This is a genomic window from Rhodococcus sp. LMD (assembly GCF_056108245.1).
The window spans coordinates 3261583-3275786 of the sequence record NZ_CM148557.1 but is presented as its reverse complement, the minus strand read 5'-3'; the positions used below and the strand labels follow the sequence as shown (position 1 = coordinate 3275786).

The window sequence follows — 14204 nt, the reverse complement described above, 5'->3', positions numbered from 1 at the left end:
CGATGAGGGTGCTCGCGGCAATGAGCGGTGGCGTGGACTCGGCGGTGGCCGCGGCCCGCGCGGTCGATGCCGGCCACGACGTCGTCGGCGTGCACCTGGCGCTGTCCACGGCGCCGGGGACTCTGCGGACCGGGTCGCGGGGCTGCTGCTCGAAGGAGGATGCGGGCGATGCCCGCCGGGCCGCCGACGTGCTCGGAATCCCGTTCTACGTCTGGGATTTCGCCGACCGGTTCAAGGAAGAGGTCATCGACGACTTCGTCGAGTCCTACGCCGCCGGCCACACCCCGAATCCGTGCCTGCGCTGCAACGAGAAGATCAAGTTCGCGGCCCTCGCCGACCGGGCCGTGGCACTCGGCTTCGACGCGGTCGCCACCGGCCACTATGCCCGGCTCGAGGACGGCGTCCTGCGACGCGCGGTCGACGCCGGCAAGGACCAGTCGTACGTGCTCGGCGTGCTGACGGCGGATCAGCTCGCGCGTGCGATGTTCCCAGTCGGGGACACCCCCAAGGAACGGATCCGCGCCGAAGCGGCCGAGCGGGGTCTCGCGGTGGCGGACAAGCCCGACAGCCACGACATCTGCTTCATCCCCTCCGGTGACACCCGCGCCTTCCTCGGCGCTCGCATCGGGGTCCGTCCCGGCCGGGTCGTCGACGCACGGTCCGGCGCAGTGCTCGCCGAACACGAAGGGGTGCACGGTTTCACGGTCGGGCAGCGCAAGGGGCTGGGCATCGCCGGCCCGGGCGCGGACGGCCGCCCCCGCTACGTCACCGCGATCGAGCCGGACACCGGCACCGTGAAGGTGGGCTCCGCGGAGGATCTGAAGGTGTGGACGATCCGCGCCGAGCGCGCGGTGTGGTCCAGTGGCACCGCGCCGGCCGGACCGCTCGAGTGCGTCGTGCAGGTGCGCGCCCACGGCGGTGTCGCGGCGGCCGTCGCCGAGACCGTCGGCACCGGTCTCGAGGTGACCCTGCGCGAACCCCTCACCGGCGTGGCCACCGGACAGGCCGTGGTGCTGTACCGGCCGGACGCGGCCGGCGACGTCGTCCTCGGCAGCGGCACCATCGCCGGCACCGGTACGGCGACGACCCGGTGAGCGCGGAATCCTGGTCCGGTGTCGCTACCGGCATCGGCTCGTGGCCCGGCGTCGACGCCCGGGAGTCGGCGGCGACCGTGCTCGGCGAGCTCGAGGCGCTGCCGCACCTGGTCGAGCTGCCGGCCCGGGGCCTCGGGGCCGATCTCGTCGGCCGTACCGGCGCGCTGCTGGTCGACCTGCATCTCGACACGTCCACCACCGGATATCGGCTCGGCGGTCGTCGCGGCGTGGTCGCGGCCCGCGCCGGCGATCTGCTGCGCCGAGACCTTGATGCACTCGAAGAAGCTTGGGAGACAGCGGGACTCGGACCGGGTCGGACTCTGAAGGTGCAGGCGGCCGGACCCTTCACCCTCGCCGCGCACACCGAGCTGGCCGGCGGCCGGCGCGTGCTCACCGACGCCGGTGCCGTGCGTGACCTCGCCGAGTCCCTCGGCGAGGGGCTGGCGCGGCACGCCGCGGAACTGACCCGTCGCCTCGGCGCCGACGTGGTGGTCCAGCTGGACGAGCCCGCGCTGCCCGCCGTCCTGGCCGGGACCCTGACCGGGCGCACGTCCCTCGAGTCGGTGCCCGCGCTCCCCGAGCCGGAGGCGCAGCACCTCCTCGAGACCGCACTGGCGGCGATCGGCCGGCCCGTCGCGGTGCACTGCTGCGCCCCGGGCGTGCCGACGGGGATGCTGCGTCGCAGCGGTGTCGACGCCGTCGCGCTCGACGTCGCGCAGCTCACCGCCGCCGACCTCGACGGAGTCGGTGAGCTGATCGACGCCGGAACGACCCTCCTGCTCGGGCTGGTCCCCTCCACCGCGCCCGACGCCGCCGTCCCCACCTGGCGTGAGCTCGCCGGCCCCGCGACCGCGCTGATCGATCGGCTGGGCTTTCCCCGTGCCACCTTGCGTTCGGTCGGGGTCACCCCGCGTTGCGGCCTGGCCGGCGCCGATCCCGCGTGGGCGCGCCGGGCACTGCGCCTCGCCCGCGACATCGCCGCCGCGTTCACGGACGATCCCGACTCGCTCGGGTCCGCAGCGGCCGGGAACGTCGTATCGCTCGACTAGTCTTTCCGGCGTGAGTGAATCGACGGACGCGCCCACCCAAGCTCCGCCCGACGTGCGTGAGCGCTGGCAGCAACTCGCGGAGGAGGTGCGCGAGCACCAGTTCCGTTACTACGTGCGCGATGCGCCGATCATCTCCGACGGTGCCTTCGACCAGTTGCTCGGCGCGCTGAAGCAGCTCGAGGACGACTACCCGGACCTGCGCGTCCCCGATTCCCCCACCCAGCTCGTCGGGGGCGGCTTCGCCACCGACTTCACCGCCGTCGACCACCTCGAACGGATGCTCAGCCTCGACAACGTCTTCACCGAGGACGAGTTGCGGGCCTGGGTCTCCCGCGTGGAAGCCGAGACCGGCCCGGACCTGCACTACCTCTGCGAGGTGAAGATCGACGGCGTCGCGCTGAGCCTGGTGTACGAGGACGGCCGGCTGCGCCGGGCCGCCACCCGCGGCGACGGCCGCACCGGCGAGGAGGTCACGCTCAACGCTCTCACGATCGACGACATCCCCGAAAGACTCACCGCGACCGAGGAATTCCCGATTCCCCGCGTGCTCGAGGTGCGGGGCGAAGTGTACTTCCGGCTCGAGGACTTCCACGCGCTCAACGCCGCCCTCGTCGCCGAGGGCAAGGCCCCGTTCGCCAATCCGCGCAACACGGCGGCCGGATCGCTGCGGCAGAAGAACCCTGCGGTGACCGCGCGACGGCGCCTCGGGATGATCTGCCACGGGCTCGGCCACGTCGAGGGATTCGAGCCGGTGTCGCTGTCGCAGTCCTACGCCGCCCTCGCCGCCTGGGGGCTGCCCGTCTCCGGGCACACCGCCCGTGTCGTCGGCGTCGACGAGGTCCTCACCCGGATGCGGTACTGGGGTGAACACCGCCACGACGTCGAACACGAGATCGACGGGCTCGTGGTCAAGATCGACGAGGTGTCCCTGCAGCGGCGGCTCGGCAGCACCTCGCGCGCGCCCCGGTGGGCGATCGCCTACAAGTACCCGCCGGAGGAGGTGACCACGAAGTTGCTCGACATCCGCGTCAGCGTCGGCCGCACCGGCCGGGTCACCCCGTTCGCCTACATGGAACCGGTCACGGTCGCCGGATCGACCGTCTCCCTCGCCACGTTGCACAACGCGTCGGAGGTCGCACGCAAGGGGGTGCTGATCGGCGACACCGTGGTGCTCCGCAAGGCCGGTGACGTCATCCCCGAGGTGCTCGGACCGGTCGTGGACCTGCGTGACGGCACCGAACGCGAGTTCGTCATGCCCGCCGAATGCCCCGAGTGCGGGACACCGCTCGCCCCCGCCAAGGAGGGCGACGTGGACCTGCGCTGCCCCAACCAGCGGTACTGCCCGGCGCAGCTGCGCGAGCGGGTCTTCCACGTCGCGGGCCGCGGCGCGTTCGACATCGAGGCGCTCGGGTACGAGGCGGCCACCGCGCTGCTCGAGGCCGGGGTCATCGCCGACGAGGGCGACCTGTTCGACCTGACCGCCGACGACCTGCTGCGCACCTCGCTCTTCCGCACGAAGGCAGGGGCACTGTCCGCCAACGGCGCCCGCCTGCTCGCGAATCTTCGCGCGGCCAAGGACAAGCCGCTGTGGCGGGTGCTGGTCGCGCTGTCGATCCGGCACGTCGGCCCGACCGCCGCGCGGGCACTGGCCACCGAGTTCGGCAGCCTCGACCGGATCCGGGAGGCGTCCGTCGACGAGCTCGCCGCAGTGGAGGGGGTCGGACCGACCATCGCAGCGGCGCTGGGCGAATGGTTCGCGGTCGACTGGCACGTCGCGATCGTCGAGAAGTGGCGCGCGGCCGGGGTGCGCATGCTCGACGAGCGCGACGAATCCGTCGAACGCACACTCGAGGGTCTGTCGATCGTCGTCACCGGCTCGCTCGAGGGGTTCTCACGGGATCAGGCCAAGGAGGCGATCCTGCTCCGCGGTGGCAAGGCGGCCGGCTCGGTGTCGAAGAAGACCGCGTTCGTCGTCGTCGGGGACGCGCCGGGAACGAAGGCCGACAAGGCGGCCGAGCTGGGCGTCCCTGTCCTCGACGAGGAGGGGTTCCGCCGCCTGCTCGAGCTCGGCCCGGCCGGCGTCTCGGGTGGCACGGACGCGATCGAGGAGGAGTTCGGCGAGCTCGAGAGCTGACCGGCGGCCGGTGCCGGTGTGACGAGGATCGCGCGGGAACCGTTTGGGCGGAGGGGGTGGGCACTGCGATAGTCCTCGAGTGATCGAGATCAGACGCGTGAGCCCGGACGAGTACGACGCCGTCGGCGCCCTCACCGTCGACGTGTACGTCGGCGGCGGATTCGTCGAGCCCGACGACCCGTACGCCGAGCGTCTGCGCGACACCGCCACCCGCGACGAACACGCCGAGGTGGTGATCGCACTGGCCGACGGCGAGATCGTCGGGTCGGTGACGCTGGCCGAACCGGCATCACGCTTCGCGAACATCGCCGAGAAGGGCGAACTCGAGTTCCGGATGCTGGCCGTCGCGGCGTCGGCACGCGGGCGCGGGGTCGGGTCGGCGCTGGTGCGGCACGTCCTCGACACCGCGTACGACCGCGGTGATCGCGCGGTGGTGCTGTCCACCCAGCCGGACATGGTCGAGGCGCGCCGCATCTACGACCGCAACGGATTCGTCCCGGTCACCGAGCGGGACTGGGCGCCGGTCCCCGGCGTGGAGCTGACCACCTTGGTGCGCGAACTGGTCTGAGCCGTCCGCTCAGCCGAGGACGGTGCCGATGATGCCGGCCAGGTAGCCGAGCCGGGCCACCTCGGACGGGCGGAACTCCGGGCCGCCGGGCCGGCCGAGCATCAGTACCCGCCCGTGGGTGCCCAGCGGCGCCGCCGCCAGGGTCGTGTTCATCGTCCGCCACAGGTCGGGCACCCACTCGCCCTCGTGGTCGAGCAGCATCGGCTTCTCGAGCGGCATCCACGGCACCTCTGCCGGCCGGGTCTCGGGGGCACCGGAACTGCCCACCACCCGGTACGCGCCGTGCGGGCCGGTGTCCACGACGGTCGCCCAGCCGACGCGCAGCACCCGGGGTGCACCGTCGACGAGCACCTGCAACCGGTCGTGGCGGGCGGTGGCGACCTGGTCGATCAGCTCGAGTTCGCGGTGGGTGTCGAGGATTCCCGCATAGGGCCGGATCGAGTCCACCGTGACGCCCTCGAGGCGTTCGGCGGCCGTGATGAGCGTGTCCGGCAGCGAACCGGCATCGACGTCGACGACGAGATCGTCGATCGCGAAGCCGGCACCGCGCTCGACGACGTCGAGCGAGAGGATGTCCGCACCGACCGACCCGAGCGCAACGGCGAGTGAGCCGAGGCTGCCGGGACGATCGGGAAGCTGGACGCGTAACAGGTACGACACGAGCGTCCTTTCCCGGTTCCGAAGTCACGGCCGAGGCGGGCGGCCGGCGACGGACACCATCTTTTCACTCCCGCACCCCCGCCGGACGCCGGTCCCGCACGGCGGCACCGAGGCGAGCCGGGAAACCGCCGGTCACGCGCGCGTTGTCACACGAACGACACAGGTGTTTCTCCGAACTGCAACACGGCGGGCGGCCGGCGACGGTCCGGGGAACCGGCGAAACCGTGCCGTTCGGCACGCACTACCCTGGACGGCACGTTCGTTTCTTCATCGGAAAGGGGTCACCGAAGGTGCCTGCCATCTCCCGTGACGAGGTCGCGCACCTCGCCCGGTTGTCCCGGCTCGCGCTGACCGACGCCGAACTCGACGAGTTCGCCGGCCAGCTGGATACGATCCTCAGCCACGTCAAGGCTGTGTCGGAGGTGGCCGCGGACGATGTGGCGCCGATGGCCAACCCGAACGCGGTGACCAACGTGACCCGCCCCGACGAGGTGCACCCGGGTCTGACTCCGGAACAGGCGCTCGCCGCTGCCCCGCTGGTCGAGGACGGCCGCTTCTCCGTCCCGCAGATCCTGGGGGAGGGCGAATGAGCACCGATCTCACCCGGCTGTCCGCGGCCGATCTCGCCGAACGCATCCACTCCGGCGACCTGTCGTCGGTCGAGGTGACTCGTGCGCACCTCGACCGCATCGCCGAGGTCGACGGCGAGTACCACGCGTTCCTGCACGTGGCGAGCGACCAGGCGCTGGCCGCGGCGGCCGAGGTGGACCGCGCGGTCGCGGCGGGGGAGAGCCCGGCCTCGCCGCTCGCCGGTGTCCCGATCGCCCTCAAGGACGTGTTCACCACGACCGACATGCCCACCACGTGTGCCTCGAAGATCCTCGAGGGCTGGATGTCGCCGTACGACGCGACCCTGACGACGAAGCTGCGGCAGGCGGGCATCCCGATCCTGGGCAAGACCAACATGGACGAGTTCGCCATGGGCTCGTCCACCGAGAACTCGGCGTACGGACCCACCCGCAACCCGTGGGACACCACCCGTATCCCCGGTGGGTCCGGTGGCGGTTCGGCAGCCGCGCTGGCCTCCTATCAGGCACCGCTGGCCATCGGCACCGACACCGGCGGGTCGATCCGCCAGCCTGCCGCCGTCACCGCCACGGTCGGCACCAAGCCCACCTACGGCACGGTCTCCCGGTTCGGTCTCGTCGCCTGCGCCTCGTCGCTCGACCAGGGCGGCCCGTGCGGCCGCACCGTGCTCGACACGGCGTTGCTGCACGAGGTGATCGCCGGACACGACCCGCGCGACTCCACGTCGGTGGACGCACCCGTCCGGCCCGTCGTCGAGGCCGCCCGCCAGGGCGCGCAGGGCGACCTGAAGGGTCTGCGCATCGGGGTCGTCAAGGAACTGCACTCGGACAGCTACCAGCCGGGCGTGCTGGCGTCGTTCGACGCGGCCGTGGCCGAACTCACCGCGCTCGGCGCCGAGGTCGTCGAGGTCTCCTGCCCGCACTTCGAATACGCGCTCGCCTCGTACTACCTGATCCTGCCGTCCGAGGTCTCGTCCAATCTGGCCCGCTTCGACGCCATGCGCTACGGCCTGCGCGTCGACGACGGCACGATGAGCGCCGAGCAGGTCATGGCCGCCACCCGGGCCGCCGGGTTCGGCAAGGAGGTCAAGCGCCGCATCATGATCGGCACCTACGCGTTGTCCTCCGGCTACTACGAGGCCTACTACGGGCAGGCGCTCAAGGTCCGCACCCTCATCGCGCGGGACTTCGAGAAGGCGTACGAGCAGGTCGACGTCCTCGTCTCGCCGACCAGCCCGTTCACCCCGTGGAAGATCGGCGAGAAGGTCGACGACCCGCTGGCGATGTACCTGTCGGATCTGTGCACGCTCCCGACCAACCTCGCCGGACACTGCGCGATGTCCGTTCCGTCCGGGCTGTCCGCCGACGACGGGCTGCCCGTCGGTCTGCAGATCATGGCCCCGGCGCTCGCCGACGAACGGCTCTACCGCGTCGGCGCCGCGTTCGAGGCCGCCCGCGGCCCGATCGTCGCCTGAGCCCGGGTCCCCGGTGCGACTGCCGCCGTCAGGGGCGGTCGCACCGGGCCTGGTCCGGGCCGTAGCGGTGCCCGTGACCCGGGGGCGCGTCCAGCGCCACCGGCAGATCCAGCGTCGCCTGCACGAAGCTGACCACCGGCAGCCACCGCGGCACGGGCGCGTCGCGTCGCGCACGGGACAGATCGGGCGGTGACCACAGCAGCGAGGGTCGCCACCACACCACCGGATCCGACGTGTTCGCGGTGACGGCCGCCCCGTCCGTGCGCACCGCGCCCGCCGGTGGGCCGGCCCAGATCGCCGCGCACGGACCCGTCGCCGTCGACGCCAGGGCGGCGCTGCCCCCGACCGCGCCGAGGCTCTGCCCGTACACGTGCACCTGCGGACGCCGGACCGGGTCCAGGGCATCGATGCGGGAACGCACCGACGTGAGCAGGGCGCGGGCCGACTCCGCGGCCGCGTCCCGGTCGAACAGGAACGTCACCCAGCTGGGTGCGGACGAGTACTGCTGCGCGACGAGCGCGACGTCGCCGCCGAACAGCGCGGCGAACCCCCGCACCGCGCCGGGGTCGACCCACCCCGAACCGGTGGGCACCACCACTACGACGTGGGCGCGTGCGAACCCGCCCGCGCGCTCGAGCTCGCGGACGGCCAGCGCTGCGCGCGACCGGACGTCCGGGGCGGATCCGAGCCCCACGTACGTGCGGATCGCTCGAGCGTCGGCGCTCACGAAACGGCGGCCCTCGTCGCCCAGTGACTGCCATGCCACCAGCGACGACGGGCTCCCGGCCGCGGTGGCGGCGACGGGCGCCGTGTCCGGGTACGCCGGCCCGGCCCCGACGGGAGCAACCGCGACGACCGCTCCCAGCGTCACCGCGGCGGCCGTGGCGACGCCCGCGCGGACGTCCGCCCGCCGCCGCCACGCCTCCGGAACCCGGCCGAGCACCCGTGTCGCGCCGAGTATGCACGAGGAGCACACGCACACGACGATCCAGTGCCCCGTCCCCGTCGGGGGCCGCCCCATCGCGGCCCGCAACCCGTCCTGCCACTGCGCCGCCGCGAGAACCGTCCACCCCAGCGCGACGGCCGCGGCGAGCAGCGCCACCGCCCGCGCCACCGGGCGCGCGGATCCCGCGTTCCGCCGGCGGCACAGGCCGGCGGCTCCCGCCGCGGCTGCGGCGGCGCATCCCGAGACCGCGGCCTGCGCCAGGGCCGGACGGGGCAGCAGCGACGGCGCGAGCGAGACCCACACCGCCACCGTCACCGCCACGGTCGCCGCCACCCGCGGGCAGCGCCGTGCGAGGACGTCGAACCCCGCGCCGGGGGACGTCGCGCGCCCGCTCATCGGGGCGTCCATCGCGCCGCCGCAACCAGCGCCCACACCGCGGCCGCGTACGGAAGCGGTGACTCGGGGACCGGGGCCCCGTCGCCTTGCCGCCACGAATTCACCCGCACTGCAAACGAAGCCACAGTCGCAGTGACGCCGCACCAGTCGTCGCCGGGCGCCGTCGCGCGGCACGCCTCGTGCAGCTGCCGGCTCAGCCGGGCGTCCAGGCCGCGCCGCGCCTGCGGACCCGGTTCGTGTCCCGACGACCGCGCGTACCGCAACAGGTCGTATCCGAGATCGTGCTCCCGGCAGGGCGTTTCGAAGAAGTCCGGCAGGGGGACGGGGGAGGAGCAGCCGCCGAGCGGGTCCACCAGGATCCCGTCCTCGGTGACCGGTCGATAGTGCATCGCCGGCTCGAAGCCGTCCGGGAAGGCGTCGAGCGCCGCCCCGGTGTCGCCCTCGGACAGTGCCGCCACTGTCGCAATCACGGCGCCCGGATCCGGCTGCGCGGGCGGAGCGGGCTGTGCCCACGCGGTTCCCAGACACAGCGCTGCGGCCGTGCCCAGAAGTGCTGTCATCGGTGGTCTGCGCATGTGGCGGACGTTAGGGACGGCGGGGACTGCCGGAGATCCCGCGACGGAGCGGTCCGGCCACGAGCGTCTACCGCCACGGGGCCAGGCGGCTCTCACTCCCCGGTATGACGACAGTGCCCACGCCCCGGACCTACCGTGGTGCCGTGCGCTGGACGAGAGAACACGGCCGCGGCCGTCGGTGGACGATCGCGATCGTGGCGGTGACCCTGATCCTGTATGCGGTCGCGTGGCCCACCCTGCACCTCACCCACGAGGTGCCCGTCGCGCTGATGCCCGTCGTCGCGGCGCTCGCGGCCTGGCCGTTCGTGGCGATCCGGACCGATCCCGCCCTCGGCTGGGCGGTTTCGGCCGGGGCCGCGCTGGCGATCCCCCGCGCCTTCGACCTCGCCCCCGGCTACGACTACCCCTGGCAGGTGGTGCACATCCTCGTGCTGTGCGCGCTTCTCGTCGCGGTGAGCATGCGCGCTCCCCTGCAGGTCGCCGGGCTCGTGTGGGCGGCCACCGTGGTGCTGTTCTTCACCCACGTGCCGGGGCAGAACGGCTGGGGGTGGGCACTCGGCCTGAGCGCGATGGCGGTGTTCGGCCTGCTCGTGCGGTGGCTCGTGCTGTCCCGCCGCCAGCTTGCCCGGCAGGAGGAGCTCAGCGAACTCGAACGGGCCCGCCGGGCGATCCTCGAGGAGAAGGCCCGCATCGCCCGAGACCTGCACGACATCGTCGCGCACCACATGTCCCTCGTCGTGGTCCAGGCGCAGAGCGCCCCGTACCGTCTGCCGGACGTTTCCGAGCCGGTGCGCGCCGAATTCGACTCCATCGGGGCGACCGCGCGCGAGGCGCTGAACGAGGTGCGCGGCATGCTCGGGGTGCTCCGGAGCGAGAACCTCCCCGACGACAGGGCCGCCGGCGACGAACGGGCGCAGGACCCGCAGCCCGGCCTGGACCGGCTCGGGGACCTGTTCGAGGGGGCGCGCCGCGCCGGCATGGTCCTGTCCACCGCGGAGAACGGTGACCCGTCCGGCGTCTCGGACGCCACGGCCCTGACGGTGTACCGCATCCTGCAGGAATCGCTCGCCAATGCCGCCCGCCACGCCTCCGGTGCGCCGGTGCGGGTCCGCGTGGGCTACGGGCCGGACGAGGTGAGCGTGACCGTGTGCAACGGCCCCGGGCGGGCGGGGCCCGGGTCGGGGGACCGCAGCGGCGGGAACGGCATCCGCGGCATGGTCGACCGGGCCCTGGCGGTCGGAGGCCACCTCGTCGCCCATCCCGCCCCGGGCGGTGGTTTCGAGGTGCGCGCGCAGCTGCCGCGCGTCCAGGCCGCCTAGGCTGAGGCCGTGACGGACCCGACCCCCATCACCGTGTTGATCGCCGACGACCAGGCCATGGTTCGGCAGGGCTTCGGCGCGCTGCTCGCTGCCCAACCCGACATCAGCGTGGTCGGCGACGCTCCGGACGGCCGGCGGGCCGTCGCAGAGGCGGCCCGCCTGCGACCCGACGTGGTCCTGATGGACGTCCGGATGCCGGAGATGAACGGACTCGACGCGGCCCGGCACATCCTCGCCGGGCGGATCGATCCGCCGACGCGGGTCCTGATGCTCACCACGTTCGACATCGACGACTACGTCTACGAGGCACTGAGCCTCGGCGCCAGCGGGTTCCTGCTCAAGGACGCGCCCGCCGAGGAACTGATCCGGGCGGTCCGCGTCGTCGCCGACGGCCAGGCGCTACTCGCCCCGACCGTCACCCGCCGCCTCATCGCGGACGTCACCCGCCGGCGATCGCCGCGCCGCGGCCGCGAGCGGGCACTCGACGCGCTCACCCCGCGCGAACGTGAGGTGCTCGAGCTGATCGCGCGTGGACTGTCGAACCAGGAGATCGCCGCTCACCTGTTCGTCGCCGAGCAGACGGTCAAGACGCACGTGGGGAAGGTGTTCGGGAAGTTGCACCTGCGGGACCGGGCACAGGCGGTGGTGCTGGCATACGAGTCCGGACTGGTCGTGCCCGGGTGAGCGACGCCCGCGATCGGGATGCCGCGGGCGCCGGGCCGGGGCAGTATTGCCGGGAGGACCACCGACAACCTGCACGGAGGAACGAATGACGCGCATCGGCATTCTCACCAGCGGCGGGGACTGCCCCGGCCTGAACGCGGTGATCCGCGGAGCGGTCCTCAAGGGGAGGACCGTCTACGACCAGGAGTTCGTCGGGTTCCTCGACGGCTGGCGCGGATTGGTGGAAGGCGATGCGATCCCCTTGGACCGCAGCAAGGTCCGCGGATTGTCGCATCAGGGTGGCACCATCCTGGGCACCAGCCGGTTCGGCCCCTACCAGGGGCCGGACGGCGGCGCCGAGAACATCGCCCGCACACTCGAGCGCATGGGCGTCGACGCCGTGATCGCCATTGGCGGCGAGGGCACGGCCGCCGCCTCCAAGCGGTTGTTCGAGGAGGGCATCCGGATCGTCGGGGTGCCCAAGACGATCGACAACGATCTCGGCCAGACGGACTACACCTTCGGCTTCGACACCGCCGTCGAGATCGCCACCGAGGCGATCGACCGGCTGCGCACCACCGGCAACTCGCACAAGCGCTGCATGGTCCTCGAGGTGATGGGCCGGGAGGCAGGATGGATCGCGCTGCACTCCGGCACGGCCGGGGGCGCCCACGCCATCCTCATCCCCGAACAACCCGAGAGCATCGAGCAGATCTGCGAGTGGGTCACCAGCGTCCGGGACCGCGGCCGCGCCCCGATGGTGGTGGTCGCGGAGGGATTCACCCTGCCGGACATGGCCGAGGCGTACTCCGACAAGGGACGCGACGAGTTCGACCGGCCGCGGCTCGGCGGCATCGCCGACGTCCTCGCCCCGATGATCGAGGAACGGACAGGCATCCAGACCCGTGCCACGATCCTCGGCTACATCCAGCGGGGCGGCGTGCCCACGGCCTTCGATCGGGTACTCGCCACCCGCCTGGGTATGGCGGTCACCGATCTCGTCGCCGACGAGGAGTGGGGCCACATGGTGGCGCTGCACGGAACCGACATCGTCCGGGTCGGTTTCGACGAGGCGCTCGCCAACCACAAGCGGGTGCCGAAGGACCGCTACGAGGAGATGCGCATCATCTTCGGGTGAGCTCACGCCGGGCGTGAGCGCCGGATCGCCGGATGTCGGCACCGTCTAAAATCGAGCCCATGACTGCCGCCATGTCCGATGATCTGCTCGCCTACGACGAGGTGCTCGCGAAGTTCGAGCCCGTGATGGGCATGGAGGTGCACGTCGAGCTGCACACCGCCACCAAGATGTTCTGCCCGTGCCCGACCACGTTCGGAGCCGAACCGAACACCCAGGTGTGCCCGGTGTGCCTCGGTCTGCCCGGTTCGCTGCCCGTGGTCAACCAGGCGGCGGTGGAGTCGGCGATCCGCATCGGGCTGGCGCTGAACTGCTCGATCACGCCGTGGGGCCGGTTCGCGCGGAAGAACTACTTCTACCCGGACCAGCCGAAGAACTACCAGATCTCGCAGTACGACGAGCCGATCGCCACGGACGGCCACCTGGACGTGGTCCTCGACGACGGCACCACGTGGCGCGTGGACATCGAGCGCGCGCACATGGAGGAGGACACCGGCAAGTCGCTGCACGTGGGTGGCGCCACGGGCCGCATCCACGGGGCGAGCCACTCGCTGCTCGACTACAACCGGGCCGGGGTGCCGCTCATCGAGATCGTCACCAAGCCGATCGTCGGTGCCGGCGAGCGCGCCCCCGAGGTCGCCCGCGCCTACGTCACCGCGCTGCGGGACCTGCTGAAGGCCCTCGACGTGTCCGACGTGCGCATGGACCAGGGCTCGATGCGGTGCGATGCCAACGTCTCGCTCAATCCGATCGGAGCGGCGGAGTTCGGCACGCGGACCGAGACGAAGAACGTCAACTCCCTGAAGTCGGTCGAGGTCGCCGTGCGGTACGAGATGCGCCGCCAGGCCGCGGTTCTGACCGCGGGCGGCACCGTGGTGCAGGAGACCCGGCACTTCCAGGAGGCGGACGGCACCACCTCCCCGGGCCGGCGCAAGGAGACGGCGGAGGACTACCGCTACTTCCCGGAACCGGACCTCGAACCGATCGCTCCGAGCACGGAGTGGGTCGAGGAACTGCGCGCCACCCTGCCCGAGCTGCCGTGGCTGCGGCGCGCCCGGATCCAGGCCGAGTGGGGCATCTCCGACGAGGAGATGCGTGACCTCGTCAACGCCGGCGCCCTGGACCTGATCATCGCCACCACCGAGGCCGGTGCCCCGGCCTCGGAGTCGCGGTCCTGGTGGGTCGCCTACCTTGCGCAGCAGGCCAACAGCCGCGGCGTCGAACTCGTCGAGCTGCCCATCACCCCGGTGCAGGTCGCAGAGGTGATCGCCCTCGTCGCCGACGGCACGCTCACCAACAAGCTCGCCCGCAAGGTCGTCGACTACGTGCTCGCCGGAGAGGGCGACCCGAAGCAGATCCTCGCTGCCCACCCCGAGTTGGTGGTCGTGCGCGACGACTCGCTGATCAAGTCGGAGGTGGAGAAGGCGCTGGCCGCCAACCCCGACATCGCCGACAAGATCCGCAGCGGCAAGGTCCAGGCGGCCGGCAAGATCGTCGGCGACGTGATGAAGGCTACCCGTGGTCAGGCCGACCCGGCCCTGGTCAAGGAGCTCGTGCTCGCCGCCTGCAGCTGAGTTCTTTCAGGACATGTTCTTCCACGAGA

The 14204-nt window shown here is 72.2% G+C and carries 13 protein-coding genes; 10 read left to right on the top strand and 3 right to left on the bottom strand.

From position 1 onward, the window contains the following. The first annotated feature begins 2 nt into the window (after nucleotides 1-2). From mnmA to ACWPQI_RS15040, 4 genes are all read left to right on the top strand, one after another. On the top strand, nucleotides 3-1094 hold the full coding sequence (gene mnmA, locus ACWPQI_RS15055; protein ID WP_026137780.1) for a tRNA 2-thiouridine(34) synthase MnmA: 1092 nt from the start codon (nucleotides 3-5) through the stop codon (nucleotides 1092-1094). Next, complete coding sequence (locus ACWPQI_RS15050) at nucleotides 1091-2143, top strand: methionine synthase (protein WP_010596589.1); 1053 nt, start codon at nucleotides 1091-1093, stop codon at nucleotides 2141-2143. Before mnmA ends, ACWPQI_RS15050 begins: the two co-directional genes overlap by 4 nt. A gap of 10 nt (nucleotides 2144-2153) precedes the next feature. Further along, a complete protein-coding gene (gene ligA / locus ACWPQI_RS15045) occupies nucleotides 2154-4277 on the top strand; it encodes an NAD-dependent DNA ligase LigA (protein WP_026137779.1) in 2124 nt (707 codons plus the stop codon). A gap of 79 nt (nucleotides 4278-4356) precedes the next feature. After that, nucleotides 4357-4845 (top strand): GNAT family N-acetyltransferase, encoded by a 489-nt coding sequence (locus ACWPQI_RS15040; protein ID WP_010596586.1) that lies wholly within the window; start codon nucleotides 4357-4359, stop codon nucleotides 4843-4845. A gap of 9 nt (nucleotides 4846-4854) precedes the next feature. On the opposite strand, the gene ACWPQI_RS15035 is transcribed toward ACWPQI_RS15040, so the two are convergent. Then, nucleotides 4855-5505 carry an ACT domain-containing protein gene (locus ACWPQI_RS15035; RefSeq protein ID WP_003936974.1) on the bottom strand — a complete coding sequence of 217 codons (651 nt, stop codon included), beginning with the start codon at nucleotides 5503-5505 and terminating at the stop codon, nucleotides 4855-4857. 290 nt (nucleotides 5506-5795) lie between these two features. Between ACWPQI_RS15035 and gatC the strand changes: the two genes are divergently transcribed. Both gatC and gatA read left to right on the top strand, forming a co-directional pair. Next, the gene (gene gatC, locus ACWPQI_RS15030) at nucleotides 5796-6095 is read left to right on the top strand and encodes an Asp-tRNA(Asn)/Glu-tRNA(Gln) amidotransferase subunit GatC (RefSeq protein ID WP_003936975.1); all 300 of its coding nucleotides are present in this window, start codon (nucleotides 5796-5798) and stop codon (nucleotides 6093-6095) included. Then, a complete protein-coding gene (gatA, locus tag ACWPQI_RS15025) occupies nucleotides 6092-7567 on the top strand; it encodes an Asp-tRNA(Asn)/Glu-tRNA(Gln) amidotransferase subunit GatA (protein WP_017680823.1) in 1476 nt (491 codons plus the stop codon). Before gatC ends, gatA begins: the two co-directional genes overlap by 4 nt. Before the next feature lie 28 nt (nucleotides 7568-7595). Here gatA and ACWPQI_RS15020 read toward each other — a convergent pair whose 3' ends face one another. Both ACWPQI_RS15020 and ACWPQI_RS15015 read right to left on the bottom strand, forming a co-directional pair. Continuing rightward, the gene (locus tag ACWPQI_RS15020) at nucleotides 7596-8921 is read right to left on the bottom strand and encodes an alpha/beta-hydrolase family protein (protein WP_010596582.1); all 1326 of its coding nucleotides are present in this window, start codon (nucleotides 8919-8921) and stop codon (nucleotides 7596-7598) included. Next, complete coding sequence (locus ACWPQI_RS15015; protein ID WP_225222834.1) at nucleotides 8906-9484, bottom strand: hypothetical protein; 579 nt, start codon at nucleotides 9482-9484, stop codon at nucleotides 8906-8908. Before ACWPQI_RS15015 ends, ACWPQI_RS15020 begins: the two co-directional genes overlap by 16 nt. A gap of 104 nt (nucleotides 9485-9588) precedes the next feature. Here ACWPQI_RS15015 and ACWPQI_RS15010 point away from each other — a divergent pair, with 104 nt between their 5' ends. The 4 genes from ACWPQI_RS15010 to gatB all read left to right on the top strand — a co-directional run bounded on the left by ACWPQI_RS15010 (nucleotide 9589) and on the right by gatB (nucleotide 14175). Then, nucleotides 9589-10803 carry a sensor histidine kinase gene (locus ACWPQI_RS15010; RefSeq protein WP_082061362.1) on the top strand — a complete coding sequence of 405 codons (1215 nt, stop codon included), beginning with the start codon at nucleotides 9589-9591 and terminating at the stop codon, nucleotides 10801-10803. Nucleotides 10804-10860: 57 nt separating this feature from the next. Continuing rightward, entirely contained in the window at nucleotides 10861-11487 is a 627-nt protein-coding gene (locus tag ACWPQI_RS15005; RefSeq protein ID WP_167522819.1) for a response regulator, read from the top strand. An 85-nt stretch (nucleotides 11488-11572) separates the two neighbouring features. Next, nucleotides 11573-12604, top strand: coding sequence for a 6-phosphofructokinase (locus tag ACWPQI_RS15000; RefSeq protein ID WP_010596578.1), 1032 nt, complete (start codon nucleotides 11573-11575; stop codon nucleotides 12602-12604). Between the two features lie 59 nt (nucleotides 12605-12663). Then, nucleotides 12664-14175, top strand: a complete 1512-nt coding sequence (gene gatB / locus ACWPQI_RS14995; protein WP_017682349.1) for an Asp-tRNA(Asn)/Glu-tRNA(Gln) amidotransferase subunit GatB — start codon at nucleotides 12664-12666, stop codon at nucleotides 14173-14175. The last annotated feature ends 29 nt before the right edge of the window (nucleotides 14176-14204 follow it).

What these genes read in the sequence shown, in the direction of transcription:
- mnmA (WP_026137780.1), top strand. Translation starts at nt 3, where the DNA reads ATGAGGGTGCTCGCGGCAATGAGCGGTGGCGTGGACTCGGCGGTGGCC.
- gatA (WP_017680823.1), top strand. Translation starts at nt 6,092, where the DNA reads ATGAGCACCGATCTCACCCGGCTGTCCGCGGCCGATCTCGCCGAACGC.
- ACWPQI_RS15020 (WP_010596582.1), bottom strand. Translation starts at nt 8,921, where the DNA reads ATGGACGCCCCGATGAGCGGGCGCGCGACGTCCCCCGGCGCGGGGTTC.
- ACWPQI_RS15015 (WP_225222834.1), bottom strand. Translation starts at nt 9,484, where the DNA reads ATGCGCAGACCACCGATGACAGCACTTCTGGGCACGGCCGCAGCGCTG.
- ACWPQI_RS15010 (WP_082061362.1), top strand. Translation starts at nt 9,589, where the DNA reads ATGACGACAGTGCCCACGCCCCGGACCTACCGTGGTGCCGTGCGCTGG.
- ACWPQI_RS15005 (WP_167522819.1), top strand. Translation starts at nt 10,861, where the DNA reads ATGGTTCGGCAGGGCTTCGGCGCGCTGCTCGCTGCCCAACCCGACATC.
- ACWPQI_RS15000 (WP_010596578.1), top strand. Translation starts at nt 11,573, where the DNA reads ATGACGCGCATCGGCATTCTCACCAGCGGCGGGGACTGCCCCGGCCTG.
- gatB (WP_017682349.1), top strand. Translation starts at nt 12,664, where the DNA reads ATGACTGCCGCCATGTCCGATGATCTGCTCGCCTACGACGAGGTGCTC.